The sequence below is a fragment of the Arthrobacter sp. TJ-238 genome (genome assembly GCF_058269215.1).
In genome coordinates this window covers 161,347-186,958 of the sequence record NZ_JBZCNH010000004.1, presented here as the reverse complement: position 1 = coordinate 186,958, position 25,612 = coordinate 161,347, and the positions used below count along the sequence as shown (strand labels likewise).

Genomic DNA, 25,612 nt, shown 5'->3' with positions numbered 1-25,612 from the left:
CGCCCGCTAGCCTTGAAGCATGACCTCCGAGCAGCCCAGCAGCGCCCCCGAGCCGCCGAACAGCACGCCCGAGCAGCCCGACACGCGCGGCGCCGTCCCGGCGGACGGTCAGCCCGCTCCCGCTGACCGGGCCGTACCCGCCGAGGGACAGACCCAGGCACAGACTCAGGGACAGACCCAGGCACAGCCTCCCGCAGAGCCCGCCTACCGGGAGGTGACCATCCGGAGGGCACCGAAGTTCGTTCCGTTCATGCTGCTCGGCGCGTTCCTCGGGTTCCTCGCGGCGCTCGTCGTGGCCTACACCGGCCCGGAGGATCCCACCCTCACGCGCGAGTCGATCCTCGGCTTCTTCACCGTGGCCTTCGCCCTGCCCGGGCTCCTGCTGGCGGCCCTGCTGGTGCTCGTCGTCGACCGCCGGAGCGTCAGGCGCGCCGAGCGCGCCCGTGCGGAGCGCACGTACGACGACGACGCCGCCGCCGCCTGACACGGGACCACCGGGGGCGCGGGACGCGGGTCGCGCCCGAGGCGGCAGGGCTGCATGGGTCCGGCGGAAAGCAGATCCGCGCCGACGGCCCCCGCACGCCGTGAGAGAATGACCGCATGGTGCGCGGTGACGGACAACTCTCCCACGATCTTCTCCCCGGCGAAAAAGGACCACAGGACGCTTGCGGCGTCTTCGGTGTCTGGGCCCCCGGTGAGGAGGTGGCCAAGCTCGCCTACTACGGCCTCTACGCGCTGCAGCACCGCGGCCAGGAATCGGCGGGGATCGCCACGAGCGACGGTCGCCGGATCAACGTCTACAAGGACATGGGCCTCGTGTCCCAGGTCTTCGACGAGTCCACGCTGAACACGCTGACCGGGCACATCGCCGTCGGCCACTGCCGCTACTCCACCACCGGCTCGTCGCACTGGGCCAACGCGCAGCCCACGCTCGGTGCCACCGCCGCCGGCACCGTCGCCCTGGCCCACAACGGCAACCTCACCAACTCGGCCGAGCTCTACCAGATGGTCCTCGCCCGCCAGGGCAAGCCCCGTGCCGGTGAGATGGCGCAGGGCAACACCACCGACACGGCCCTCGTCACCGCGCTCCTCGACGGCGACGACGACCGCTCCCTCGAGCAGACCGCCCTCGAGCTGCTGCCGAGCATCCGCGGCGCGTTCTGCTTCGTCTTCATGGACGAGGGGACCCTGTACGCGGCGCGTGACGCCTACGGCGTCCGCCCTCTCGTCCTCGGCCGCCTCGAGCGCGGGTGGGTGGTCGCCTCCGAGCAGGCGGCACTGGCCACCGTGGGCGCGAGCTTCATCCGCGAGATCGAGCCAGGCGAGTTCATCGCCATCGACGAGGACGGCGTGCGCAGCAGCCGCTTCGCCTCCCCGACCGCCGCCGGCTGCGTCTTCGAGTACGTCTACCTGGCCCGGCCCGACGCCGCGATCGCCGGCCGCTCGGTCTACGAGTCCCGCGTCGAGATGGGCCGGCAGCTGGCCCGCGAGAACTCCGCCGTCGCGGACATCGTGATCCCGGTCCCCGAGTCCGGCACCCCCGCAGCCGTCGGCTTCGCCGAGGAGTCGGGGATCCCCTTCGCCCACGGCTTCGTGAAGAACGCCTACGTGGGCCGCACGTTCATCCAGCCCAGCCAGACGCTGCGCCAGCTCGGCATCCGCCTGAAGCTCAACGCCCTCGAGTCCGTCATCCGCGGCAAGCGCATCATCGTGGTGGACGACTCCATCGTCCGCGGCAACACGCAGCGCGCCGTCGTCCGCATGCTGCGGGAAGCGGGGGCTGCGGAGGTCCACGTCAAGATCTCCTCGCCGCCCGTCCGCTGGCCGTGCTTCTACGGCATCGACTTCGCGTCCCGCGCCGAGCTGATCGCCAACGGTGCGGCGATCGACGAGATCAGCGCGTCCATCGGCGCCGACAGCCTCGCGTACATCTCGGAGGACGGCATGATCGACGCCACGCAGCAGCCGCGCGAGCGCCTGTGCACGGCGTGCTTCACCGGCACCTACCCCATCCCGCTGCCCGACGACGACCGCCTGGGCAAGAACCTGCTCGAGCGGCTGGACCCCGCCGACAAGGCCGGAGCCACGGGATGCGACCCCGGGCCGGACGCCGAGTTCGAAGCCGTCCTGACCGACGAAGACAAGAAAGAGCGGGTATGAGCGTGTCCGGACCCATCACGTATGCCAGTGCAGGAGTGGACGTCGAGGCAGGTGACCGCGCCGTCGAGCTCATGAAGGACGCCGTCCGTGCCACCCACGGCGAGCAGGTCGTCGGCGGGGTGGGCGGTTTCGCCGGGCTCTTCGACGTCTCCCGCCTCCTCACCTACACGCGGCCGCTCCTCGCGACGTCCACCGACGGCGTGGGCACCAAGGTCGCCATCGCCCAGGCCATGGACATCCACGACACCATCGGTATCGACCTCGTGGGGATGGTGGTCGACGACATCGTGGTGGTCGGTGCGGAGCCGCTGTTCATGACGGACTACATCGCCTGCGGCAAGGTGGTCCCCGAGCGCATCGCGGACATCGTCCGCGGCATCGCGGCCGGCTGCTCGATCGCGGGCACCGCCCTCGTGGGCGGGGAGACCGCGGAGCACCCCGGCCTGCTCGGTGAGCACGAGTACGACGTCGCGGGCGCCGCGACCGGCGTGGTCGAGGCGGACCGCGTGCTCGGGCCGGAGCGTGTCCGCGAGGGCGACGTCGTCATCGCCATGGCGTCCTCGGGCCTCCACTCCAACGGCTACTCCCTGGTGCGCCGGGTCATCAACCAGGCCGGGTGGGCGCTCGACCGGCAGGTCTCCGAGCTGGGGAGGACGCTCGGCGAGGAACTCCTCGAGCCCACGCGCGTCTACGCCGCCGACTGCCTCGCGCTCGCCCGCAACGACGTGGCGCAGGTGCACGGCTTCAGCCACGTCACCGGCGGCGGCCTCGCGGCGAACCTGGCCCGCGTGCTGCCCCGCGGACTCGAGGCCACGGTGGACCGGTCCACCTGGGAGCTCCCGCCCATCTTCACGCTCGTGTCCCAGCTCGGCAGCGTGCCGCTGCCGGACCTCGAGCGCACGCTCAACCTCGGGGTGGGCATGGTCGCGGTCGTCGGTGCGTCCGGCGCCGATGCGGCCCTCGCCCAGCTGAACGCCGCCGGCGTGCCGTCCTGGGTCATGGGCGGCGTCCGGTCCGCGAGCGGCGGCAGCACCGACGGCCCGGACTACGTGCAGGGCGCCAAGGGCGTCGACGGCGGATCGGTGCGGCTGGTCGGCGCCTACGCCTGACCGGCACCTGCACTGACCGGCACCTTCACTGACCGCCCCCCCGTCAGCCGGGCCGACAGCACGACGAAGCCCCTGCCCTCGGAGGAGGACAGGGGCTTCGTCGCGCAGGCGGGACCGGTCAGGGCTTCCCGGGCTGCTTGCGGGTCACGACGACGTCGAACGAGCTGGTGCGGGTGTTGCCCGCCTCGTCCGTGGCGGTGCACGTGACCGTCGTGACGCCGATGACGAAGCGTGAGCCCGACACGGGATCGCAGGTCGGCGTCACTGCGCCGTCGAGGGTGTCGATGGCCGACGGCAGGGTGTACTTCACCTTCGCGCCGCTGGCTCCGCTGGAGACGGCGGTGACGTCCGGCTGGTCGGCCATCCGCGGCGGCAGCACATCGGCGGGCCGGGCGGGCAGCCTGGCCGGATCCACGATCCCCCAGTAGGCCGGTGTGACCTGCAGGTCGTCGTCGAAGGGCAGCGGCTGCTCCCAGGGACGGGCCATGGGCCAGGTCCGCAGCCAGGTGCGGGCGTTGCTGATCCCCCAGAAGGTCACCGAGTCCACGGACGCGTTGTGCTCGCGCAGCATCGCGAAGAGGTCGCGGTAGTAGTGGCCGACCTCCGCCGCCGCGTCCGCGTCGTCCTCGAAGGCGGGGCTGTAGGGGTCCACGGGAGCGCCGCTGACATCGGCGCCCTGGTTCTCCGTGGAGGCGTTGACGTCGAGTTCCGTGATGGCCTGCAGGAGAGCGGGGTCCACTGCCTCGACGGCCTTGATGGAGTCCTCGAGCCACTGCACCGGCCGGGCGACGTCCACGTGGGCCTGGTGCCCCACGCCGTCGATCGGCACTCCCCTGGCCTTGAGCGCGCGGATCAGGTCGAGGTAGTCGGCCCGCTTCTCCGGCATCTCCGTGTTGTAGTCGTTGATGAACAGCGCTGCGTCGGGGAAGTAGCGGTCCGCCAGGCGGAAGGCCTCGTCCACGAAGCCCTCGCCGAGGACCTGGAACCAGCGGCTGTCGCGCATGTCGTGCGGGTTCGCCGTATCGCCGTCCGCGATGACCTCGTTCACCACGTCCCAGGCCCAGACGGGGCTGTCGCCGTCAGGGTAGCGGGCGTCGATGTGGTCCGCGATGCCCTTGATGTGCGCTTCCATGCGTGCCTTCAGGAGCGCCTGGTCGGCCGGGCTGTTGGTGAGGTCGCGGGTGCCGTCCTTGAAGAACCACGCCGGGGTCTGCGAGTGCCAGGCGAGGACGTGTCCGTAGACCTCGATGCCGTTGGCGTCCGCGAAGTCCAGGAGCTGGTCCAGCTGGGTGAAGGCGAACTGCCCCTCGACCGGCTGGACGCTCTCCGGCTTGCCCGCGTTCTCGGGGGTGAAGGCGTTGAAGTGCTTCCGCACGAGGTCCGCGGCCGTTCCCACGGTCTCCCGGGCATCGATCGCGACACCGACGTGCTCGATCCCGTCCGCGCCGAGCACGTCCTTCAGCCCGGGGACGTCGGTCTGGATGGGCTTCTCGGTGACCGGTGCGAGGCTGAAGTCGTCCAGCAGGAAGTCCACTCCCACCGGGCCCTCGATGTAGACCTGCGCCTTGTCCGCGGCAGCACCGAGCGTGTAGGTGCCCTTCAGCTGGACCCAGCCGTCGGCGGTGACGGAGGCACCGGCGCCGGCAACGCCGTCGTATGCGCTTCCACCGCCGTTGTCACGCTGCACGGACACCTTGAGCGACGCCGGCGCCTGGCCCGGAGCGAGCTTCGCCCACACCGATACCTGCACGGCGGTACCGACGGGCAGGCCCGCCGTGACGTCGAGGGCCGCGCCGTGCCAGGGCTGGGTGCGGTTCGTGACGAGCAGGCTGCCGGTGCCGGTGCGGGCGTCGCTGCTCGTGGCGACGGAGACGCCGTCGCCCCGTGCCGTCCAGCCGTCGGTGCCGGTCTCGAAGCCGGAGGTGACCTCCACGGGTGCAGCCCCGACGCCGCCCTGCGGCAGCGTGAAGGTCCAGCCCTCGGCGAGCTTCTCGCTCACCACCGTCGTCACGGCCTTCACCGTGTTGGACCGGTTTCCGCCGCCGTCGTGGGCGAGCACCACCGCGCCGGGTGTGAACGCCCTGCGCAGTTTCTCCGTGAGGGTCGCCTCGCTGAGGTCGTTGCCGTCCCAGTCGAAGATGACGTTGCCGAGGCCCAGCGGCTGCATGCCGAGCGCGGCGGCCACCTCGCCCGTGGCGCCCCAGCTGCCGTTCGGTGCGCGGAAGTACGGCACCTGGAGTGCGGTATCGCCTGCGGCCGCACGGATGATGCGCAGGTTCTCCTTCAGGTCGTTCTCGACCTGCGCCCGGGTCCACGAGCCCATGTCCGCGTAGGACGTGCCGTGGTTGCACAGCGTGTGCCCCTCGGCGACGATGCGCCGCAGGAGGTCCGCGCCGCCGTCCGCCTGCACGTTCTGCCCGATGATGCAGAAGGTCGCCGTGATGCCCTTGTCCCGCAGGAGGTCGAGGACCGCAGCGGTCTCGCCCGGGTTGGGGCCGTCGTCGAAGGTGAGGGCGACGGCGTCCCCGGTGCCGCGGGCCGTGGCGAGGGGCGTGGTGGTGGGGTTGGCCGCCCCACCGGGGATGAACGCCGGGTCCGGCATGGGCTGCCAGGTCCCACCGCCGGGACCGGCTGTACCGGTGATCACGACGTCGTCCACGAGGTAGTCGTAGGGTGCGCCGAGGTCTCCGGTCCCGAGGTAGGCGCGCAGGGTGGCCGGGTCCGCACCGGCGGGGGCGTTGAACGTCCCGCTCACCGTGGTCCACGCGTCGGCCGACACCGTGGTGTTGCCCACCCAGCTGTAGGCGGGTTCGACGACGAAGCGAGCCGACGTCGTCGTCCCGGCCGGGGCGGAGAGCTTCACCTGCGCGGAGAAGGAGTAGGTTCCACCGGCCTGCAGGAGATCGGCCGGCGTCTTCACCCCGTCGTAGTCGTTGGTCCTGCCCGTGACCAGCAGCGCCTTGTCGCCGTCGGCGTCGACGACCGACAGCGCGGCTCCGCCGTTCGGGACCAGCGGCCCGAATGCGCCGTCCTCGAAATCCTCGCTGAGGAGCACGGTAGGCTCCTCGGCGCCCGCCGCGGGCAGCGCCAGGGCGCCCGCCCCGGCGACCAGGCCGAAGGCCGTGGCTCCTGCGATCAGACAACGTCGTCTCATGGTTCTCCTTGATGTCTCGCCCGGATCCCGGGGAAGGGCACGGGCGACGGCCGCGGACATTCCGCGGCCGTCGGTGGGTGCTGCTGTGCGTGGTGCTATGGGTGCTGCTGTGCGTGGTGCTATGGATGTTGCTGTGCCTGCTGTGGACCGGCCGGGCCGGCCGGTGACGGAGCGGTGCCCGCGGATCAGCGGTGGCCGCGCCCGGGCGCGGCCTGCTCGAGGGTGTCCTGCAGCGCGTAGTAGGCGGGCTTGCGGGTGAAGTCGTCCCACATGACGGTCGCCTCCCCCTCCCCCGTGAAGAACACCGGCACCCACGAGTACTTGTCGGTGAAGCCCCAGATGGTGAAGGAGTTGCACTCCTCGACGAGGACGCAGGCCTCGAGGGCCCGCTGGTAGTAGCTCGCCTGCTTCTCCAGCTGCGCGGCGGTGGGCTCGGTCCCCGCGGCCACGTCCATCCGGACATCGATCTCGGTGATCGCCGTCTCGAGCCCGAGGTCGTCGAAGCGCTGGAGGTTGGCCTGGAGATCACCCGGGAACCCGTAGCGCGTGCTCAGGTGCCCCTGGATGGCGAAGCCGTCCACGGGGACGCCCTGGGCCTGCAGCCGGGGGATGAGCTCCAGGTAGGCGTTGCTCTTTGCATTGATGCCCTCCACCCCGTAGTCGTTGAAGAAGAGCTTCGCCTTGGGATCCGCCTCGTGCGCCCAGCGGAACGCGTCGGCGATGATCTCCGGGCCGAGTTCGCGGATCCAGATGTTGTCCGTGGTGCGCAGCGTGCCGTTGTCGTTGAAGATCTCGTTGGCGACGTCCCACTGCTGGATCTCGCCCGCGTACCGGCCCACGACCGTCTGGATGTGCTCCTTGAGGATGGCGCGCAGTTCGTCCTTCGAGAAGTCGCCCTCCTCGAGCCAGGCCGGGTTCTGGCTGTGCCAGAACAGGGTGTGGCCGCGGACCACCTGCTTGTTCTCCTGCGAGAACTCGACGATGGCGTCCATCTCGGCGAACCGGTAGACGCCATGCTCCGGGTGGACGAACTCCCACTTGAGCTGGTTCTCCGGCGAGACGGAGCTGAACTCGGCTGCGAGCCGCTCCCGGTACTCCTGGTCGAAGGTGAACGGGTCCGGGTAGGGCTGCGTCTCGTGGTGGCCGCCCCCGGCGACGGCCGTGCCGATCTCGAGGTCCCGCGGGGCCACCCAGCGGAGGGTGTCCTTCTTGTCGCTCGCCTTCTCGACGCCCGGAGCCCTGGTGGGCTGGGCAGCGTGGGCGGGCATCGCCACCGGCAGGATGACGGCGGACGCGAGGACCGCGGCGGCAAGGGTTGAACGGATCTGCATGAGCTCTCCTTTGAGGTACCTGCGATGCGGCGACCGATACTTCGATCGGAAGTTTTCCGGAAGTTTCCGAAAATACCGTTGCTGTAGATTAGGAACATCGCATTCCGGAGGTCAAGGGTGCGTTTCGATTTCGCTCCGGGGGTGCAGGACTGCAGCGTCGGCGCCCCGAGGAGGACGATGTGCAGGACAATGCGCAGGACAATGCCCGGCCGGCCGTGACGATCTCCGCCGTCGCCACCGCGGCCGGCGTCTCGGTCCCCACGGTGTCCCGCGTCCTCAACGGCAGGTCCGACGTCGCTCCCGCCACGCGCGAGCGGGTCGAGGCGCTGCTGCGCGAGTACGGCTATCGGCGCCGTGGCGCGGTGGCCCCCGCACCGTCGGGACTCGTGGACCTCGTCTTCAACGACCTCGACAGCCCCTGGGCGGTCGAGATCATCCGCGGCGTCGAGGAGGCGCTCAACGGAGAGGGCCTGTCGGTGGTCGTGTCCGCCATCCATCGCCGCGGCGGCACCGATTCGACCCGCAAGTGGCTGGACACGCTGGCCGACAGGGCGAGCGACGGCGCCATCCTCGTCACCACCGATCTCGACTCCTTCCTGCACGCGGAACTCCAGCGCCTCAACCTGCCCGTGATCGTGATCGATCCTGCGGGAGTCCCGGACCTCGAGGTGCCCACCATCGGCGCCACGAACTGGACGGGCGCCGTGACGGCGACCGAGCACCTCCTCGAGCAGAACCATCGGCGCATCGGCTTCGTCGCCGGACGGCCGGGCCTCTGGTGCAGCCGTGCCCGCCTCGACGGCTACCGGGCAGGGCTCGACGCCGCCGGCCTCCCCTTCGACCCCGCACTCGTGGTCCCCGGCGATTTCGACTATGCCTCGGGCTTCGCCGCCGGGGTGGAGCTGCTTGCCCGGGAGGACCGCCCGAGCGCGATCTTCGCGGCGAGCGACCAGATGGCTCTCGGCGTGTACGAGGCGGCGCGCCAGCAGGGCCTCCGCATCCCCGACGACCTCAGTATGATCGGCTTCGACGACCTGCCCGAGGCGTCCTGGGCCTCCCCGCCCCTGACCACGGTGCGCCAGCCCCTGTCCGAGATGGGGATGCTCGCAGCCCGTACGCTCGTGCGGCTCATGCGCGGCGAGCCGGTCGAGAGTCCACGCATCGAGCTCTCCACGAAGCTCATCCCCCGGGCGAGCGTCCGCGCCCTCGTCTCCTGACCGGGCTGGTGCACCCCTCGCGCCGCGAATGCAAACAGGTGCCGCCCCCTTGACTCTGCGCGCAAAACTAATATGTTTGTAACGGCAACATATTGGTCACACACCCCCTGGAGCACTCAATGACGATCGAGCCCACCCGCGATGACAAATTCTCCTTCGGACTCTGGACGGTGGGCTGGGAAGCCCAGGACCAGTTCGGTTCCGCGACCCGCGCCCCCCTCGACGTGGTCGAGGCCGTCAACCGCCTGAGCGATCTCGGCGCCTACGGCCTCACCTTCCACGACAACGACCTCTTCCCCTTCGGCTGCTCGGCCGCCGACCGCCAGCGCGAGATCGACCGGCTCACCGGCGCCCTGAAGTCCACCGGCCTGGTGGTGCCCATGGTCACCACCAACCTCTTCAGCCACCCCGTCTTCAAGGACGGCGGCTTCACGAGCAACGACCGCGGCGTGCGTCGCTTCGCCCTGCGCAAGGTGCTCGACAACATCGATCTCGCCGCCGAGCTCGGCGCGCAGACGTTTGTCATGTGGGGCGGGCGTGAAGGCAGCGAGTACGACGCCGCCAAGGACATCCGCGGTGCGCTCGAGCGCTACCGCGAGGCCGTCAACCTGCTCGGCGACTACGTCACCGACAAGGGCTACGACATCCGCTTCGCGATCGAGCCCAAGCCCAACGAACCGCGCGGCGACATCCTCCTGCCGACGCTCGGGCACGCCCTGGCCTTCATCGAGACCCTCGAGCGTCCCGAGCTGGTCGGCATCAACCCGGAGACGGGGCACGAGCAGATGGCCGGGCTGAACTTCACCCACGGCATCGCGCAGGCCCTCTACCAGGGCAAGCTGTTCCACATCGATCTCAACGGCCAGCGCAGCATCAAGTTCGACCAGGACCTCGTGTTCGGGCACGGTGACCTCCAGAACGCCTTCTCCCTCGTGGACCTGCTGGAGAACGGCGGCCCCAACGGCGGACCGGCCTACGACGGCCCCCGCCACTTCGACTACAAGCCGAGCCGCACCGAGGACATGGACGGCGTGTGGGACTCCGCATCGGCCAACATGCAGACCTACCTCCTGCTCAAGGAGCGTGCCGCCGCCTTCCGCGCGGACCCCGAGGTCCAGGCGGCGCTCCAGGCGTCACGTGTGTCCGAGATCAACGAGCCCACGCTCAACGAGGGCGAGGGCTACGAGGCCCTGCGCGCGGACCGCTCCTCCTACGAGGACTTCGACACCGAGGCGTACTTCAACGGCAAGGGCTTCGGCTTCGTGAAGCTGCAGCAGCTCTTCATCGAGCACCTGCTCGGGGCCCGCTGACCCATGGCCCTGGTCACGGGCGTCGACTCGTCGACGCAGAGCTGCAAGGTCGTCGTCGTCGACACCCTGACCGGCGCCGAGGTACGCATCGGCCGCGCCTCCCACCCGGAGGGCACGGAGGTGGACCCGGAAGCCTGGTGGCGGGCGCTGCTCGACGCCATCCGCACCGCTGACGGACTCGGGGACGACGTCGACGCCCTCGCCGTCGCGGGTCAGCAGCACGGCATGGTGCTGCTGGGCCGCGACGGCCGCGTGCTCCGGGATGCGCTGCTGTGGAACGACACGCGGTCGGCAGGGGCGGCACGGGAGCTGATCGCCGAGTTCGGCATCGACGCCCTCGTGGCACGGACAGGATCGGCGCCCGTGGCATCCTTCACCGGCACGAAGGTGCGGTGGGTACGCGACGCCGAGCCCGACGTCGTCCCCGCCGTCGCCGCCGTCGCACTCCCGCACGACTGGCTGACCTGGCGCCTGCGCGGCTTCGGTCCGGAGGGCGAATCGCCCCTCGGGCCGGTCCTCGAGGAACTGGTCACCGACCGGTCGGATGCGAGCGGTACGGGCTACTGGAGCCCTGCAGCGGACGCGTACGATCTCGACCTGTTCGAGCGGATGCTCGGCCGCTCTGCCCGTGAGGCGCGGGGCGCCGATGCCGACGCCGCCGGAGCTGATGCGGAGTCCGTGGTCCTCCCCCGCGTGCTCTCCGCGGACGCCGTCGCCGGGACCGTGCACGCCTCCCTCCTCCCTTCCGGGGACCGCCGCATCGTCCTCGGTGCCGGCGCCGGGGACAATGCGGGAGCGGCCCTGGGCCTCGGAGCCGAGGAGGGCGACGTGGTCGTGTCCCTGGGCACCAGCGGCACGGTCTTCACCGTGGCCGCCGACGCGGTCGCGGATACGTCCGGCACCGTGGCAGGGTTCGCCGATGCGAGCGGGCTGTTCCTCCCCCTCGTGGCGACCCTGAACGCAGCCCGTGTCCTCTCGTCCGTGGCAGGCATGCTGGGCGTCGACCACGAGGGCTTCGCCGAGTTGGCCCGGGCGGCCGAGCCGGGTTCCGGCGGCGTCGTCCTCGTCCCGTACTTCGAGGGAGAGCGCACCCCCAACCTGCCGACGGCGAAGGCGAGCTTCCACAACCTCAGCATCGCCTCGGGCACGCGGGAGAACCTCGCGCGGGCGGCGATCGAAGGCATGCTCTGCGGGCTCGCGGACGCCCTGGACGCGGTACGCGCGACCGGGACCCTCCCGCGGCACCTGCTGCTCATCGGTGGTGCCGCGCAGAACCCCGCGGTGCAGGCGGTCGCGGCGCAGGTGTTCGACCTGCCCGTGCGCATCCCGGCACCCGGCGAGTACGTGGCGCGGGGCGGCGCCGTGCAGGCCGCCTGGGCCCTGACCGGGTCGAGGCCCCGCTGGGTCGTGGGTACGGTGGAGGACCGTGCCGCCGACCACCGTCCCGTCATCCGCCGGCAGTACAGGACGGCGATCGGATCCCTGCGGTTCCAGGGCCCCGACGCCGACCGGACGGCGTCCGAGGCCTGACCGACCCTCCGCGGTGACGTGCGGACCCGCGCGGGCCGCGCCGTAACGGCGGGGCCCGCGGTGCAGGCGTCACCGCGGTGCTGTCGGCCACTCCACGCGGTGGGGGTCAGGGCTGTGTGATGACGACCTTGCCACTGCCTTTCTCGGCCAGGGTATGCGCCTCGACGATGTCGGCCACGGAGAGCTCGTGGTCGACGCGGGGCAGGTACAGCCCCTCCTGCCCGAGCGCGGCGGCATACCGCAGGAGGGCCGGGTCGTTGCGGGCGTCGACCTTCCTGACGCCGAGGCGCGCAGCCCCCTGATCGTCGATGACGGTGACGACCCGGGACGTGTCACCGACGATGTCCACCAGGTCCGGCAGCGAGTCCGACGGGGCCGAGTGCAGGGCAGCGTCCACGCCACCGGGCGCGAGCGCCTGTACGCGCCCGGCCAGTCCCGGACCGTAGGTCGTGGCGAGGACTCCGAGGGACTCCAGGGGCGGGTGGTTGCTCTCGCGTCCCGTACCGATGACCGTGGCGCCGGCGGCGAGCGCGAAGGCCGCGGCGGCGCTCCCGACGGCCCCTGAAGCACCCTCGACGAGGAACGTCCTGCCCTTCAGGTCCCCGAGCGCTTCGATGACGGCCGCAGCGGTGGCGGAGGCGAGCCCGGCAGCGGCGGCCTGTGCCGTCGTCCACCCCCGGGGCACAGGGCTCCATGCGGTGAGCACCGCGAATTCTGCCGTGGTGTCACTGATCCCGCCCAGGCCGAAGACCACGTCACCCACCTGCGTGTCCGTCACGCCCGGACCGACCTCGTCGACGACACCGACGGCGTCCCGACCGGGGATGGCGGGTAGCGGCAGCGGCAGGAACGGCGCGAGATGGCCGGCGCGCAGGAGAACGTCGATCGGGTTCACGCTCGTGGCGCGCACCCTGATCCGCACCGAACCTTTGTCGGCATGGGGTTCCGGCGCGTCCTCGATGACGAGGACGTCGGGGGCTCCGTAGGAGTGGAAGCGGGCAGCGCGCATGGTTGTTCTGCTTTCGATGGACGAGGCGCAGCGAATACTTGCTGCGGAAAGTGACGCTAGCCTGAATTCCTTTCCGCGGCAAGGAACGGTAATCTGTTCCCGTGCCAACAGCAGATCGCCTCTCACCGCAGCAGGATCGGACCTGGTCATTGCTGGTGGGCATCATGATGTGGCTGCCGGCGGAACTGGATACCTACCTGGAGCGGTCCGCGGATCTCAGCCACGCCGAGTACGGGGTACTGCGCTGCCTGTCGCTCAGCGAGGACCGCGAGGTCCACATGAGCCGCCTTGCTGCCACCGCCAGCGTGACCCCCTCGCACCTGTCGCGGATCGTCGGCCGGCTGGAGAAACGAAGCCTCCTGACCCGGAGCGCGGACACCACGGACGCGCGGAAGACCCTGGCGAGGCTGACGCCATCGGGGGCGCACCTCCTGGCTGAGGTGGAGCCCGGCTACGTCGCGGAGGTCCGCGCCCGGGTGTTCGGACTGCTGGAGGATCGGCAGCTCGAGCAGCTGGAGGACGTTGCCGAAGCGATCCTCACACCGCTCCGAGGAGAGTGCGTGGCCCTCCTGCCTCCACGATCGGCCCGGTAGGCCGCCGCGCACCCCACGACGGCCTTCAACGGCCCTGCCCCACCGTCGTGGACGACGAGCGCGAGGTCACCCACGACGACGGAGGCACCACCCGTCAGGGCAGCGCCTCCGTCGTCGTGCGTGCTGCGTGCCGGTCAGATACCGGCCTGGTGGTTGATGCCCACCTGGTCCACCTTGCGGTGGAAGCGCATGCCGGCCTTGCCGCCGAGGATCGCGCCGATCAGCGGGACGAGGATCGCGATCGCCAGCGCGATCAGGCCGCTCGCAGTGAGGGCACTGCCGTCGACGGGGATGCTCGGGGCGCCGTTGAGGTTCGAGAGCACATTGAACTGGTCACCGGCCACGGCCGCGAGGATCGCCAGGACGATGGCGATGATGATGCCCCAGAGCCAGACGGCGACGCCCTGCTTCACGCCGTCGAACCGCGCCATGCGGCCGGCGACGTAGCCGCCGCAGTAGTAGGCGACGAACAGGATGACGGCGAGGACGATCCCACTGACGATGCCGATCGTTTGGGCGTTCTCCGTGGCCTGGTTCGCGGCCTCGTTCGCGCTGCCCGAGGTCGATGCCCCGATGCCGACGCCGATCGCCGTAGCCAGGGCGCTGAGGATGACGGTCAGGCCGATGGCCGTCAACCAGCCGAAGAACGCCGACCCGAACTTGATACCGCCGAACTGCTCCCTCTCGGCGGCGACGACGTCGTTGCGCCTGCTCTTCGGGGTACTCGCTCCCGAGATGTTCTCTGATGCCATGATGCTGCTCCTTGTGTGGTGGATGACCGCGACGGCCGCGACGGATGCTGGCCGCCACTGATCATCAGTCTGCTTACCACCGTGACCGAGGCGGAGCCGTCGGCGCAACCGCTTTCTTTTGCCCGGGGTGCAAGAACCTGTCGGACGTGGGAGCGCCCCCGCACGGGGGCCACGCTCGGTGCGTCTGCGTGTCGCCGGCGCAGCGCCGGCCATGGCCGCGGGATTAGTAAGTGCCCTTGTTATCTCTTTGTCGCTTGCCTACAGTGAGGCGGAGTGCAGTCCCCCGCTGCATGTTCACGATGGCAGATGCTAGGAGCGCTACATGATCACCTCGCACGATCTCGATCGCCTGACCACCGGCAAGGGCACGGTCTACACGAACGACGGCGACAAGCTCGGCTCGATCGGCGAACTGTACGTCGACGACAGCACCGGGCAGCCCAGCTGGGTGACCGTCAACACAGGGCTCTTCGGCACCAAGGAGACCTTCGTGCCGCTGCAGGACGCTTCCGCCGACGGCAACGATCTCCGCGTCCCCTACACCAAGGACCTCGTGAAGGATGCCCCGTCCGTCGAGCGCGACGGCCACCTGAGCCCGGAGGAGGAGGAGCGCCTCTACCGGCACTACAGCATCGGTTCCGGCACGACGGCGACCACGGACACGACGGACACGACGACCACGACGGGCACGACCTCCGGCCAGGGGCGCGAGGCGCCCGGCTTCCAGCCCGGCGACGAGCGGGTGGACCGCTCGGACAGCCGCGGGGTCGTCGGACACGACACCTCGGGACCCACGACCGACGACGCGATGACGCGCTCCAAGGAGGAGGTCCACGTCGGCACGGAGACGCACGAGGCCGGCAGGGCTCGCCTCCGCAAGCACGTGGTGACGGAGAACGTCAGCCAGACGGTCCCCGTGAGCCACGAGGAGGTCCGCGTGGAGCGCGAGCCCATCACGGAGGCCAACCGCGGCGACGCGCTGGACGGCCCCGCCATCAGCGAGGAGGAGCACGAGGTGGTCCTGAACGAGGAGCGCCCGGTCGTCGAGAAGGAAGCCGTCCCCGTCGAGCGCGTGCGCCTCGACAAGGAGACGGTCACCGAGCAGCAGACCGTCAACGAGCAGGTGCGTGAAGAGCGCATCGAGACCGAAGGCGACGGCACCCGCCGCTGACGCGCGGTTCGATCGACTTCGCCTGCTGAAGGGCGCGCCGCCCGGCGCGCCCTTCAGCCATGCGTGGCGGCCCGACTGCGGCGGGGCCGCTCACCGGGAGCGGGCCCGCCGTTCGCGGCGGGGCCCGTCCGAAGGGCCGTCAGAGTGCCGTGATCCGTATGTCGCAGTGCAGCCGCCGGGTGTGGTCGACCCGCGCCAGAGCACGTCCCCACCGTCGGACGGCATCCTCACGGTGGACGGTCCGATCGGGCAGCGGGCCTGATCCGGGGCCGCCCACCGCCCCGATACGATGGCAGTCAGACCAGGCGCACGGAGGCTCCTGCAGGACGAAGGAGGATCCGGGCTGTGCGGTCATCACCCGGCACGGCGAACGGCACCGAGGGCCTTCGCGCGCAGAACCTGTCCCAGATCCTCATCATGGTGCACCGGGACGGACCGCTGTCCCGCTCCGAGCTGACCCGCCGCAGCGGCTTCAACCGCTCCACCGTGGGCGCCCTCGTGCAGGCCCTCGTGGAGAAGAACCTCGTGCGCGAGTCCGAGCCGGCCGGCGCGGGTCGGGTGGGGCGTCCGAGCCCCATCGTGCAGGCGAACCCCGACGTGGCCGTGCTCGCGGTCAATCCCGACATCGATGCGCTGACCGTCGGCGTCGTAGGCCTCGGCGGACGTGTGCACCATCGTGTCCGCCGCGAGACCCGCGGCATCCCGTCGCTCGAGGACGCCGTCGGCCTCACCCGCGACATCGTGGCCGACCTGCAGCCGGCGCTGGCCGCCCTCGACCGGGTGCTCGGCGTCGGGATCGCGCTTCCCGGCCTCGTCAACGCGGGCACGGGCCGCGTGCTCGTCGCGCCGCACCTGGGGTGGCGCGACGCCGACCTCACCGGACCGTTCAGCCGGGCGCTCGGGCTCCCGGCGGTCGCCGGGAACGACGCCTCGCTCGGGTCCCTTGCAGAGAGTATCTTCGGCGCAGCCCTCGGAGTGGGGGACTCGGTGTACCTGAATGGCAGTGCGAGCGGCATCGGCGGTGGGATCGTCACCGGAGGAGCGCAGCTCATGGGCAGCCGGGGCTTCGGCGGGGAACTCGGCCACACCCTCGTCAGCCCGGGCGGGGCGGCGTGCCACTGCGGCCGCTCAGGGTGCCTGGACGCCGAGGTACGCCTGGAACGGCTGCTCGATGCGGCCGGCGAGGACGCCGGGGGCGGCATCGAGGCACTCGAGCGCGTGCTCTCGGACGACCCCGGGCCGGCCGTCCGGGCCGAGGCCGAGCGCCAGCGGCAGTTGCTCACCGTCGCCCTGGTCGACTTCACCAATATCTTCGACCCCCGGCTGATCGTCCTCGGCGGATTCCTCGGCGCCCTCGTCGGATTCCCCGGGGATCAGCTCAGCGGGACTGTCAACGCAGCATCGCTCGCGGGCGGGGTGGAGGTGCGCCGCGCGGCGCTGGGCCCGGAGCTGCTGCTGATCGGGGCTGCGGAGCTGGCGTTCCAGCCCTTGCTCTCAGCGCCGTCCTGACCTCCCGGAGGACGCTCTTCCGACGAGAACGTGGAGGCGGGTCCGATGCAGCTGCGTCCATGAGGGACCTGTCCGCGGGCACACGAAACGGCGCATCGTCCCTGCTGGGCTGATGCGCCGTGGTGCATGGAAAGTCGGCGGATCGAGGGTCAGCCGGTGCGGCGCGAGCCGCTCTCCTCGCCTTCGTCCTCGACCTCGTCGGCGTACTTGTCCTCGTACGCCGAGTAGTCCGGTTCAACCGGCTCGACGGGTTCGGTACGTCGGGTGGAAGCACGACTACCCGGGCCTGTGAGCTCTCGCTGCAGTGCCGAATAGTCAGTGGCCGGGCTGAAGTACTTCATATCCCGTGCCTGCTTGGTAGCTTTTGCCTTTTGACGGCCGCGCCCCATGGCGTGACCCCCTTTGTGCGTCGATCCGGAGGTGGTCACTGGGGCACGAGGCCCAAGGCTGCAGCGAGGCCCCGGAGTATTTGGTCAAATTGTCGTAAGTATAGATTACATGCTTTCACCGTCACCCGAGCCCGGTTCGATCGACGGTGCGCAGGCCGATGCGGCGGCGGTGTGTCCTGCCCGCCTGATCCACCCGCCCTGCACCGGGTCCCTGCGGGGCCGAACTTGGATAGAGTCGGAGCCACGCCGGAGCGTCCCGGCGGCGAGCGACAGGAATGCAAGGAGACAGCGGCCCACCATGAGCAACGAGGAGCAGGCACCGAGGGAGCCCGGGACCGGTCGCGCGCCGGACAGCACGGACGCGCAGGACGGCCCGGCGCTGGTCGATCCCGACGACGTGGTCCTCGACGACGGGGACGTCTCCGCCGACGCCCTCGATCCGGAGCTGTCGGTCCCACCCGAAGCCCTCGACCTGGAGGAGCCGGCCCTCGGACCCGTGCGCATCAGCACCGACGCCGCGGAGGCGGCCTCGCTCGAGGAGGCTGCCGCCGAGGCACGCGCAATAGCCGCGGAGGCCGAGAAGACCGGGACGCTCGTCGGCGGGCCGATGCCCACGGACGCTCCGCTCGTCCGCGCCGCCCCGGACGGCACGGCCCCGGCCGGGGGCGCCGCCGGCGACACGACCGGCGACACGACCGGCGACACGACCGGCGACGTGGTCGGTGATGCCGGTGTTGACAACGCCGGTACCACTGGCGCCCCTGGCGCCCCTGACACCGCGGGTGCCGGGTCCAGGACCGGCAGCCACGGCGTCTCCGCCGTCTCACCCCCGGAGGCAGGGCGGCATCCGGACCCCGAGCACGGTGGGGACGCCGAGCCCCACGAGGACGCCGGGGTCCCAATGGGCGGGCACCATGCCTTCCCGCCCGAGGGCGGCGAGCCGGGCCTCGGGCACCCGGGCCTGTACCCCGGGACGGATCCGGCCTCCATCGGCCCAGACGACGCCGGAACAGCCGGAGGCCCCGGCGGTGCGGGGGTCGCAGGAACCGCCGGCGACACGGGAGCCGCCGGGTCGGACGACTCGCCCGGGAGCGGCGCCATCCCCGCCCGCGCCGGGTGGGTCCCCGAGGCGTCCGCCGACAGGAAGCACGGCGCCGCGCAGGATTCCCCCCGGCGTGACAGGAGCCGGGCCAGGAGCAGCGCCCTGCCGTTGCTCCTGGTGGTGGGCGGCGCCGTCGTGCTCCTCGGACTCCTCGTCTGGCTGCTCGTGTCCCTGTTCCGCGGATCGGGTGACGAGCAGCGCGTGGATCCGTCGTCCCTCGCATCCGGCGAATGCCTGGCGGAGTTCACGGACATCACCGAGGACGCGGCCCGGGTGGACTGCTCCGAACCCCACAACGCGCAGCTCGTGGCGAGCGAGAGCTACCCCGAGGACGCCGAGTTCCCGGGCCGGGAGCAGCTCGGCCTGCGTGCCGAAGCGGCGTGCGCCGACGCCTCGTCGACCATCGACCCGGACGTCGTCACCGAGGACCTCCGGGTCACCCTGCTCAACGCGGTCCCGACCACGCAGACGTGGGCCGACGGTGACCGCCGCGTGGACTGCTTCGCCGTCGTCGAGGACGGCGGCACCCTGAGCCGGAGCCTGTTCACCCCCTGACGGGGCAGGATGCACGAAGGGGAGGAACCGGATGGTCCCTCCCCCCTCGTCGCGTCCGGGATGGCGATGCTACCGTGCGGCCTGCACGAGAAGGCCCTCCGGCTCTGCGCTCGCATCCCCGAGGGAATCCATGTTGGGCTCCGGACGGTCGACGACGACGGTGTCGCCGTCGACGATCTCGCCGGCAAGGATGCCCCGGGCCAGCCGGTCGCCGATCTCGCGCTGGACGAGTCGGCGGAGCGGGCGTGCTCCGTACGCCGGGTCGAACCCGGTGAGGGCGAGCCACTCGCGGGCGGCCTCACTGACCTCGAGCTCGAGCCTCCGGTCGTGCAGCCGGTCGCTCAGCGACTTGACCTGCAGCTCCACGATCCGCGACAGCTCGTCGAGGCTCAGCGGGTCGAACACCACGACGTCGTCGAGCCGGTTCAGGAACTCCGGCCGGAAGTTCGCGTTGACGGCGGACATCACGGCGGCGCGCTTCGCGGCGTCGTCGAGGGACGGATCCACGAGGAACTGCGAGCCCAGGTTCGAAGTCATCACGAGGATCACGTTGCGGAAGTCGACCGTGCGGCCCTGGCCGTCGGTGAGGCGACCGTCGTCGAGCACCTGCAGCAGCAGGTCGAAGACCTCGGGATGCGCCTTCTCCACCTCGTCGAGCAGCACCACACTGTAGGGGCGGCGGCGCACGGCCTCGGTGAGCTGTCCACCCTCCTCGTAGCCCACGTATCCCGGAGGAGCGCCGACGAGGCGCGCCACCGAGTGCTTCTCCGAGTACTCGGACATGTCGATCCGGATCATGGCGCGCTCGTCGTCGAACAGGAAGTCCGCGAGCGCCTTGGCGAGCTCCGTCTTGCCCACACCGGTGGGGCCGAGGAACAGGAAGGAACCCGTGGGGCGGTTCGGGTCGGAGACACCGGCCCGGGCTCGCCGGACGGCGTCGGACACCGCGGACACCGCCCGCTGCTGCCCGATCAGGCGCGCGCCGATCACCTCCTCCATGGCCAGGAGCTTCTCGCTCTCGCCCTGGAGCATGCGCCCGGCCGGGATGCCCGTCCAGGCGGAGATCACCTCGGCGATGTCGTTCGCAGTGACCTCCTCGGCGACCATCAGCTCCGGGGCGTTGGCGCTCTGCTCCTCGGCAGCCTGTGCCTCGCGGAGCTCGCGCTCCACCTGCGGGATCTCCCCGTACAGGATGCGCGACGCCGCCTCGAGGTCCCCTTCGCGCTGGGCACGGTCGGCCTGCGAGCGCAGGTCGTCCAGGGATGCCTTCAGGTCGCCCACGCGGTTCAGGCCGGCCTTCTCCGCCTCCCACCGCGCATTCAGTCCGTCGAGCTCCTCCTGGCGGTCCGCCATCTCGGCGCGCAGGGCGTCCAGCCTCTCGCGGGACGCCTCGTCCTTCTCGCGGGACAGAGCCATCTCCTCCATGCGCATCCGCTCGAGGGACCGGCGCAGCTCGTCGATCTCCACCGGCGCGGAGTCGATCTCCATGCGCAGGCGCGAGGCTGCCTCGTCGACGAGGTCGATCGCCTTGTCGGGGAGCTGCCGTCCCGGGATGTACCGGTGGGACAGCGTGGCCGCGGCCACGAGCGCGGAGTCGGCGATCGAAACCTTGTGGTGCGCCTCGTAGCGCTGCTTCAGGCCGCGCAGGATGCCGATCGTGTCGGGCACGGACGGCTCGCCGACGTACACCTGCTGGAACCTGCGCTCCAGTGCGGGGTCCTTCTCGACGTTCTCGCGGTACTCGTCGAGCGTCGTCGCACCGATGAGCCGGAGCTCGCCGCGCGCCAGCATGGGCTTGAGCATGTTCCCGGCGTCCATGGACCCCTCGGACGCCCCGGCACCCACCACGGTGTGCAGCTCGTCGATGAACGTGACGACCTGGCCGTTGGACGAGCGGATCTCCTCGAGCACCGCCTTCAGGCGCTCCTCGAACTCCCCGCGGTACTTGGCGCCCGCGATCATGGAGCCGAGATCGAGGCTGATCAGGCTCTTCCCCCGGAGCGACTCGGGGACGTCCCCGGCCACCATGCGCTGCGCGAGGCCCTCGACGACGGCGGTCTTGCCCACGCCGGGCTCGCCGATCAGCACGGGGTTGTTCTTCGTGCGGCGGCTGAGCACCTGGACCACACGGCGGATCTCGGCGTCGCGCCCGATCACGGGATCGAGCTTGCCGCTGCGGGCCACCTCGGTGAGGTCCACGCCGAACTTCTCGAGGGCCTGGAAGGTGTTCTCGGGATCCGGGGTGGTCACGCGCCGGTCACCGCGCACGCCAGGGAGCGCGGAGGCGAGGGCCTCACGCGTGAGCCCGGCGGACCGGAGGATGCCGCCCGCGGCACCGGCGTCGGAGGCGAGGGCCAGCAGGAGGTGCTCGGTGGAGACGAACTGGTCCCCCAGGGTGTCGGCCTCCTCCTTCGCGGCGTTGACCGTCTGCAGGGCGCCGCGGGAGAACTGCGGCTGCGCCACGGAGGATCCCGACGACGACGGCAGGGCCTTGATCGCGGCGCTGGCCTGCACGCTCACGGTATCGGGATCCGCGCCCGCGGCCTTGAGGAGCGCGACGGCGATGCCTTCCCGCTGATCCAGCAGCGCCTTGAGGAAGTGGGGGGTCTCGATCTGTGCGTTGCCCGCCGTGGAGGCATTCATGGCGGCAGCCGACAGCACCTCACGGCTCTTGGTGGTGAAATTGGTGTCCACGCGCGGTTCCTTTCCGTTCTGACGCAGGGAGTACGGTCACATTGAGTGTACTTGACTCAACTTTGATGCGGGGGTGGATATTCCCGAGGGACAAGCCCGCGCAGGTGCGCTACGCTCACGGCGCCGGCGGTCGGCGACGGGGTGCGATGCTCCGGTGAGGCGCGGGGCCGGCGGAGGCTGCGTCTCCGACATAATGAGCAGTATGGGGAAACTTCACCGCGCCACGTCCGTGCTGACCACCGCCGTTCTCGCACTGAGCCTCGCCGCGTGCACGGACGACCGCCCCACGGCCGAGGACGCGGCCGGCACGCTGGCCGAGGGGCTGGGCCGGCTCGACGTCGGAGAGTCCTCCTTCGACTCCCTGGAGTCCTCCGAGGTGACCGACCGGCTCGCCGTGATCACGGAGGGCTTCGCGCCCGGGGCGCCCCGGGTGACGGTGGCCGGTGTGGAGGAGACGGGTGAGGACAGCGCGAGAGCCACCCTCGACTACGTCTGGGATCTCGACGCCTCGGACTCCGACTGGACGTACAGCACCACGGCGGACCTGACGCGCGTGGAGGACGTGTGGCAGGCCGTCTGGGACCCGGCGGTGTTCGTCCCGAACCTCCTGCCGGAGGAGAAACTGACGCTGACGCGCGTTCCGGGCGACCGCGGGGACATTACCGGCGCGCGCGGCGAGGTGATCGTCACCCAGCGGCCCGTCATCAGGGTCGGGATCGACAAGACGCGTGTCCCCGCCGAGCAGCAGGCGGCGTCCGCGCGGGCCCTCGCGACACTGCTCGAGGTGGGTCCCGCCGACTACGAGCAGCAGGTCACGGACGCGGGCGCCGAGGCCTTCGTCGTGGCCCTCGTGCTGCGCGACGACGCCACCCGCACGGTGACGGACGCGCAGATCGACGCCATCCCGGGCGCCCTGCGGCAGGCCGACACCCTCGAGCTCGCACCCACCCGCACGTTCGCCCGCGAGCTGCTCGGCAGCGTCGGCGAGGCGACCGAGGAACTGGTGGACCAGTCGGACGGCGCCGTCACGGCCGGGGACGTCACCGGTCTCGGCGGCCTGCAGCGGCAGCACAACTCCCGGCTCGCCGGGACGCCCGGACTGGAGGTCAACGCCGCGCCCGTCGACGCCCCGGCCACACCGACGCAGCGGCTGTTCGCCAAGCCGCCCGTGGACGGGGCCGACCTCGCGACCACGCTCGATCCCCGCCTGCAGAGCCTCGGCGAGCAGGTGCTCGCGGACGAGCCCTCGGCCTCGTCGATCGTGGCCATCCGCCCCAGCACGGGCGAGATCCTCGCCGCCGCCAACGGCCCGGGCAGCGAGGGGCTGCAGACGGCACTGCTCGGGCAGTACCCGCCGGGATCCACGTTCAAGGTGGCCACGAGCCTCGCGCTCCTGCGGAAGGGCGTCACCCCCCAGACGCCCACCGACTGCGCGGAGGAGGTGACGGTGGACGGCCGGACGTTCAACAACGCGAGCACCTACCCCGCTCAGTCCCTCGGCACCATCCCGCTCCTGGAGACCTTCGCGCAGTCCTGCAACACGGGGTTCATCTCGGCGCGGGACAGGATCACGCAGGCCGATCTCGCGGGCGCGGCCACCGACCTCGGCATCGGCGTCGAGGCGAGCATCGGTACGCCCGCGTTCTTCGGTTCCGTACCCACCGAGGCGGAGGGAACGGCGCATGCCGCCGCCATGATCGGGCAGGGCGAGGTCCTCGTCTCACCCCTCGCGCTCGCCACCATGGCCGCATCCGTCGGCGCCGGCTCACGCGTCACGCCGACGCTGCTGGCATCCGGCGGGTCCACGGACCTGGACCCCGGGTCGGAGGACGCCGCGGCGACGGCGGCACCCACCAGCGACGCCACGCCGTCGGCCACCGCCGGCCCCTCCGGGGAGGCGGCACCGAGCGCCTTCACGGCCGCCGAGGCCACGACCCTGAAGACCCTCATGGCCGCCGTCGTCGCCCAGGGCGGCGCGCAACTGCTGAAGGACGTGCCGGGCGAGCCCGTCCTGGCCAAGACGGGCACCGCGGAGTTCGGCAGCGAGACCCCGCCCCGCACCCACGCGTGGGTGGTCGCCCTGCAGGGCGACCTCGCCGTCGCGGTCTTCGTCGAGGAGGGCGAGCTCGGCTCCACGTCCGGCGGCCCCCTCATGCGGGCATTCCTCGCGGGAGCCGCCACGTAACAGCCACCGGCCCGCCGCGAAGGCCGGGCCGTCCACTTCGACGACATGGGGGTCGGATCAGCACAGTGAACGCAGTAGCTTGATCATCCCCCGGCGCCACAGGTGCGCCGGGGGCCATCCGAAGACCGTTGAAAGGGTCGCAAGTGGATCTCACGTTCATCCCGCTCATCATCGGCGCGGCGGTGTTGCTCGTCGTCATCGTCGTCGCCGTCGTGCTCGCCCGCATGGCGCTGCACATCGCCAGCCCGGACCAGGCGCTCATCATCTCGTCCAAGGACAGCAAGGGGCAGCCGGACCCCGACAGCCAGCGCGTCGTCTTCGGCCGCATCTTCATCAACCCGTTCTCGCAGCGCGCCTACCCGCTGTCCCTCGCCTCACGCCAGGTGTCCCTGCGCATCGAGGGCATCTCCAAGAACGGCATCAAGCTCCACCTGACCGGCGTGGCCCAGGTGAAGGTGGGCGGTGACGCCGACGCCGTCCGCAAGGCGGCCCAGCGCTTCCTCAACCAGCAGGACGCCATCGACCACTACACCCAGGAGACCCTCTCGGGCTCGCTGCGCTCCATCGTGGGCACCCTGACGGTCGAGTCGATCATCCGGGACCGCGCCACCTTCGCGAAGAGCGTGAAGGAAGAGGCGGAGCACTCCATGCACAACCAGGGCCTGGAGATCGACACCTTCCAGATCCAGTCCGTCGACGACGACTCCGGGTACCTGAAGAACCTCGGCCGGCCCGAGGCGGCGCTGGCGGAACGCAACGCGAAGATCGCCGAGGCCCGGTCCATGCAGGAGTCCGAGCAGGCCCGCGCCCTGTCCGACGAGCAGGTGGCCCTCGCGCAGCAGCAGCTGATCATCCGGCGCGCGGAGCTGAAGGAGGAAGCGGATGCACGCCAGGCGCGTGCCGACGCCTCAGGTCCGCTCGCACAGGCGGAACAGCAGGAGCAGGTCATCATGCGGGAGCAGCAGGTCGCCCAGCGGCGCGCTGAGCTCCGCGAGCGCGAGCTCGACACGGAGGTGCGCAAGCCCGCCGACGCAGAGAAGTACCGCCTCATCCAGCAGGCGGACGCGAAGCTCGAGGAACGTCGTCGCGCGTCCGAGGCCAGCGAGATCGAGGCCCGCGTCGACCTCTCACGGCGCAAGCTCGTCGCCGAGGGCGACCGCGTGGCGGCCGAGGCGGATGCTGCGGCGAACACCGCACGCGGCACCGCCGAGGCAGCGATCAACGAGGCCAGGGGCCGTGCGGACGCCGCCGTCATCGCGTCCCGCGGTGAGGCGGAGGCCGGGTCCACGGAGGCCCGCGGCAAGGCCGAGGCCGCCGGCATCGCGGCCCAGGCGGAGGCCTACGAGAAGTTCAACCAGGCCGCCATCCTGTCGAAGGTCCTCGAGGTCCTCCCCGCGATGGCCCGCGAGATCGCAGCCCCCATGTCGGCGATCGACACCATGACCGTGGTCTCGAACGACGGCGCGAGCCAGCTCAGCAAGAACGTCTCGAGCGGCGTCCACCAGACCACCCAGCTGGTCAAGGACACCACGGGACTCGACATCATCGCCCTCCTCGGCGACCTGATGAAGAACACCGACAAGGTCGGTCTGAACGGCTCGGGCGGGTCCGGCGCCGCCGACGGCTCCTAGCCTTCACGAGCGGAAAGGGCCGTCACCGCCTGGTCGGTGGCGGCCCTTTCCGCTGTCCGGCGCTCCTTGCTGCGCCACGACCCCTTCCCAAAACCGACGACGCCCCCTACAGTGATCCGAGTAAATGAATGCCATTCATTTTGAGGTGCGGGTCACCCCCGCCCAAGGTCGGACGCCCTCCGGCCGCACCCGCTCCCGGTGGACGACGTCG

General features: G+C 71.0%; 18 protein-coding genes. 12 read left to right on the top strand and 6 right to left on the bottom strand.

What is annotated here, in order from left to right; all coding sequences use genetic code 11:
• Positions 1-19: 19 nt before the first annotated feature.
• The 3 genes from AC4D2O_RS09755 to purM all read left to right on the top strand — a co-directional run bounded on the left by AC4D2O_RS09755 (position 20) and on the right by purM (position 3,269).
• Positions 20-484 (top strand): hypothetical protein, encoded by a 465-nt coding sequence (locus AC4D2O_RS09755; protein ID WP_490906779.1) that lies wholly within the window; start codon positions 20-22, stop codon positions 482-484.
• Positions 485-600: 116 nt separating this feature from the next.
• Entirely contained in the window at positions 601-2,160 is a 1,560-nt protein-coding gene (gene purF, locus AC4D2O_RS09750) for an amidophosphoribosyltransferase (protein ID WP_490906778.1), read from the top strand.
• Positions 2,157-3,269, top strand: coding sequence for a phosphoribosylformylglycinamidine cyclo-ligase (gene purM / locus AC4D2O_RS09745; RefSeq protein WP_490906775.1), 1,113 nt, complete (start codon positions 2,157-2,159; stop codon positions 3,267-3,269). The genes purF and purM overlap by 4 nt, the downstream gene beginning before the upstream one ends.
• Before the next feature lie 118 nt (positions 3,270-3,387).
• Here the strand turns inward: purM and AC4D2O_RS09740 are convergent, their stop codons facing one another.
• Complete coding sequence (locus AC4D2O_RS09740; protein WP_490906773.1) at positions 3,388-6,423, bottom strand: endo-1,4-beta-xylanase; 3,036 nt, start codon at positions 6,421-6,423, stop codon at positions 3,388-3,390.
• A 185-nt stretch (positions 6,424-6,608) separates the two neighbouring features.
• On the bottom strand, positions 6,609-7,754 hold the full coding sequence (locus AC4D2O_RS09735; protein ID WP_490906772.1) for an endo-1,4-beta-xylanase: 1,146 nt from the start codon (positions 7,752-7,754) through the stop codon (positions 6,609-6,611).
• Positions 7,755-7,933: 179 nt separating this feature from the next.
• Here AC4D2O_RS09735 and AC4D2O_RS09730 point away from each other — a divergent pair, with 179 nt between their 5' ends.
• The 3 genes from AC4D2O_RS09730 (at position 7,934) to AC4D2O_RS09720 (ending at position 11,811) form a co-directional block, all read left to right on the top strand.
• Positions 7,934-8,971, top strand: a complete 1,038-nt coding sequence (locus AC4D2O_RS09730) for a LacI family DNA-binding transcriptional regulator (protein WP_490906771.1) — start codon at positions 7,934-7,936, stop codon at positions 8,969-8,971.
• A gap of 119 nt (positions 8,972-9,090) precedes the next feature.
• Positions 9,091-10,281, top strand: a complete 1,191-nt coding sequence (gene xylA, locus AC4D2O_RS09725) for a xylose isomerase (protein ID WP_490906770.1) — start codon at positions 9,091-9,093, stop codon at positions 10,279-10,281.
• A 3-nt stretch (positions 10,282-10,284) separates the two neighbouring features.
• Positions 10,285-11,811: an FGGY family carbohydrate kinase gene (locus AC4D2O_RS09720; protein WP_490906769.1), complete on the top strand. Its 1,527-nt coding sequence runs from the start codon at positions 10,285-10,287 to the stop codon at positions 11,809-11,811.
• Positions 11,812-11,917: 106 nt separating this feature from the next.
• On the opposite strand, the gene AC4D2O_RS09715 is transcribed toward AC4D2O_RS09720, so the two are convergent.
• Positions 11,918-12,820, bottom strand: a complete 903-nt coding sequence (locus AC4D2O_RS09715; protein ID WP_490906767.1) for an alcohol dehydrogenase catalytic domain-containing protein — start codon at positions 12,818-12,820, stop codon at positions 11,918-11,920.
• A 101-nt stretch (positions 12,821-12,921) separates the two neighbouring features.
• On the opposite strand from AC4D2O_RS09715, the gene AC4D2O_RS09710 reads away from it, so the two are divergent.
• Entirely contained in the window at positions 12,922-13,413 is a 492-nt protein-coding gene (locus AC4D2O_RS09710) for a MarR family winged helix-turn-helix transcriptional regulator (RefSeq protein WP_490906766.1), read from the top strand.
• 134 nt (positions 13,414-13,547) lie between these two features.
• On the opposite strand, the gene AC4D2O_RS09705 is transcribed toward AC4D2O_RS09710, so the two are convergent.
• Complete coding sequence (locus AC4D2O_RS09705) at positions 13,548-14,165, bottom strand: hypothetical protein (protein ID WP_490906765.1); 618 nt, start codon at positions 14,163-14,165, stop codon at positions 13,548-13,550.
• Between the two features lie 322 nt (positions 14,166-14,487).
• Here AC4D2O_RS09705 and AC4D2O_RS09700 point away from each other — a divergent pair, with 322 nt between their 5' ends.
• Together AC4D2O_RS09700 and AC4D2O_RS09695 are read left to right on the top strand one after the other, a co-directional pair.
• Complete coding sequence (locus AC4D2O_RS09700; RefSeq protein WP_490906764.1) at positions 14,488-15,336, top strand: DUF2382 domain-containing protein; 849 nt, start codon at positions 14,488-14,490, stop codon at positions 15,334-15,336.
• Positions 15,337-15,681: 345 nt separating this feature from the next.
• On the top strand, positions 15,682-16,845 hold the full coding sequence (locus AC4D2O_RS09695; protein WP_490906763.1) for an ROK family transcriptional regulator: 1,164 nt from the start codon (positions 15,682-15,684) through the stop codon (positions 16,843-16,845).
• A gap of 149 nt (positions 16,846-16,994) precedes the next feature.
• Here AC4D2O_RS09695 and AC4D2O_RS09690 read toward each other — a convergent pair whose 3' ends face one another.
• Entirely contained in the window at positions 16,995-17,234 is a 240-nt protein-coding gene (locus AC4D2O_RS09690; protein ID WP_490907490.1) for a DUF3073 domain-containing protein, read from the bottom strand.
• 298 nt (positions 17,235-17,532) lie between these two features.
• Here AC4D2O_RS09690 and AC4D2O_RS09685 point away from each other — a divergent pair, with 298 nt between their 5' ends.
• A complete protein-coding gene (locus AC4D2O_RS09685) occupies positions 17,533-18,891 on the top strand; it encodes a septum formation family protein (RefSeq protein WP_490906762.1) in 1,359 nt (452 codons plus the stop codon).
• Positions 18,892-18,960: 69 nt separating this feature from the next.
• On the opposite strand, the gene clpB is transcribed toward AC4D2O_RS09685, so the two are convergent.
• Entirely contained in the window at positions 18,961-21,585 is a 2,625-nt protein-coding gene (clpB, locus tag AC4D2O_RS09680) for an ATP-dependent chaperone ClpB (RefSeq protein WP_490906761.1), read from the bottom strand.
• Positions 21,586-21,787: 202 nt separating this feature from the next.
• On the opposite strand from clpB, the gene AC4D2O_RS09675 reads away from it, so the two are divergent.
• Positions 21,788-23,770, top strand: coding sequence for a penicillin-binding transpeptidase domain-containing protein (locus AC4D2O_RS09675; RefSeq protein WP_490906760.1), 1,983 nt, complete (start codon positions 21,788-21,790; stop codon positions 23,768-23,770).
• A gap of 143 nt (positions 23,771-23,913) precedes the next feature.
• Positions 23,914-25,401, top strand: coding sequence for a flotillin family protein (locus AC4D2O_RS09670; protein ID WP_490906759.1), 1,488 nt, complete (start codon positions 23,914-23,916; stop codon positions 25,399-25,401).
• The last annotated feature ends 211 nt before the right edge of the window (positions 25,402-25,612 follow it).

Excerpts from the sequence above, each read along its gene's own strand:
- AC4D2O_RS09755 (WP_490906779.1), top strand. The coding sequence starts at position 20 with ATGACCTCCGAGCAGCCCAGCAGCGCCCCCGAGCCGCCGAACAGCACG.
- purF (WP_490906778.1), top strand. The coding sequence starts at position 601 with ATGGTGCGCGGTGACGGACAACTCTCCCACGATCTTCTCCCCGGCGAA.
- purM (WP_490906775.1), top strand. The coding sequence starts at position 2,157 with ATGAGCGTGTCCGGACCCATCACGTATGCCAGTGCAGGAGTGGACGTC.
- AC4D2O_RS09740 (WP_490906773.1), bottom strand. The coding sequence starts at position 6,423 with ATGAGACGACGTTGTCTGATCGCAGGAGCCACGGCCTTCGGCCTGGTC.
- AC4D2O_RS09735 (WP_490906772.1), bottom strand. The coding sequence starts at position 7,754 with ATGCAGATCCGTTCAACCCTTGCCGCCGCGGTCCTCGCGTCCGCCGTC.
- xylA (WP_490906770.1), top strand. The coding sequence starts at position 9,091 with ATGACGATCGAGCCCACCCGCGATGACAAATTCTCCTTCGGACTCTGG.
- AC4D2O_RS09720 (WP_490906769.1), top strand. The coding sequence starts at position 10,285 with ATGGCCCTGGTCACGGGCGTCGACTCGTCGACGCAGAGCTGCAAGGTC.
- AC4D2O_RS09715 (WP_490906767.1), bottom strand. The coding sequence starts at position 12,820 with ATGCGCGCTGCCCGCTTCCACTCCTACGGAGCCCCCGACGTCCTCGTC.
- AC4D2O_RS09705 (WP_490906765.1), bottom strand. The coding sequence starts at position 14,165 with ATGGCATCAGAGAACATCTCGGGAGCGAGTACCCCGAAGAGCAGGCGC.
- AC4D2O_RS09700 (WP_490906764.1), top strand. The coding sequence starts at position 14,488 with ATGATCACCTCGCACGATCTCGATCGCCTGACCACCGGCAAGGGCACG.
- AC4D2O_RS09690 (WP_490907490.1), bottom strand. The coding sequence starts at position 17,234 with ATGGGGCGCGGCCGTCAAAAGGCAAAAGCTACCAAGCAGGCACGGGAT.
- AC4D2O_RS09685 (WP_490906762.1), top strand. The coding sequence starts at position 17,533 with ATGAGCAACGAGGAGCAGGCACCGAGGGAGCCCGGGACCGGTCGCGCG.
- AC4D2O_RS09675 (WP_490906760.1), top strand. The coding sequence starts at position 21,788 with ATGGGGAAACTTCACCGCGCCACGTCCGTGCTGACCACCGCCGTTCTC.